We start from the raw sequence: 923 nt of genomic DNA, 5'->3' as shown, positions 1-923 counted from the left end.
GGGCCCTGCGTCGCAGTCGGCCGTGAACTGCTGCGCCGCGGTCACGACGTGTACATCGCGGTTCCGCCTGACCTGGTCGACTTTGCCGAGTCGGCTGGGCTGTCGGCCGTCGCCTACGGGCCCGATACGCGGGAGTGGTGGAGTTCGCACCGCGACTTCTGGACGCGTGTGTTCCGCAAATTCTGGAAGATCCGAGATCTGGTCAGGTCGTGGCGCGACATCGGGCAGTCCGTCACCCGGCACTGGGAGCAAATCACCGCGACACTGCGGACGCTGGCGGCCGGGTCCGACCTGCTGGTCACGTTTCTGAATTTCGAACAGCCCGCCGCCAATGTCGCCGAGTACTACGACATTCCGCTGGCCACCCTGCATCTCGCCCCGGTGCGGGTCAACGGACAGGTCCTGCCATTCCTGTCACCGTCGCTGGGCCGTTACGCGGTGCGGCTGTACGAGTGGGTGAGTTGGCCGATGCTCAAGAAGCGCGACGATGCGCAGCGCCGCGAACTCGGGCTACCAAAGGCGGCGGGCCTGTGGTCGCGGCGGATCGCCGAGCGCGCATCGCTGGAAATCCAGGCCTACGACGAGGTGTGCTTTCCGGGGCTGGCGGCCGAATGGGCGAAATGGAACGGCCAACGGCCGGTCGTCGGGGCGCTGACGATGGAGTTGACCACGGACGCCGACGAGGAGGTCGCGTCGTGGATCGCCGCGGGAACACCGCCGATTTTCTTCGGCTTCGGCAGCACGCCGGTCAAGTCTCCCGCCGACACCGTCGCCATGATCGGCGCGGCCTGCGCGCAACTGGGCGAACGGGCGCTGATCTGCTCTGCGGACACCGACTTCAGCGACGCCCCGCATTTCGACCACGTCAAAACCGTCGACGCGATGAATTACTCGGCCGCCTTTCCCGCCTGCCGCGCGGTCGT

Annotated in this window: 1 protein-coding gene; it reads left to right on the top strand. The window is 67.1% G+C overall.

The genetic code is table 11. The annotated features are described in order from the left end of the window. Positions 1–923 (top strand): glycosyltransferase (locus tag A5736_RS07620; RefSeq protein WP_076245421.1); only part of this gene is annotated, 923 nt, incomplete at both ends.

The sequence above is a fragment of the Mycobacterium sp. SP-6446 genome, from assembly GCF_001954045.1.
Taxonomy (GTDB): domain Bacteria; phylum Actinomycetota; class Actinomycetes; order Mycobacteriales; family Mycobacteriaceae; genus Mycobacterium.
This window is presented reverse-complemented; position numbering and strand designations above follow the sequence as displayed.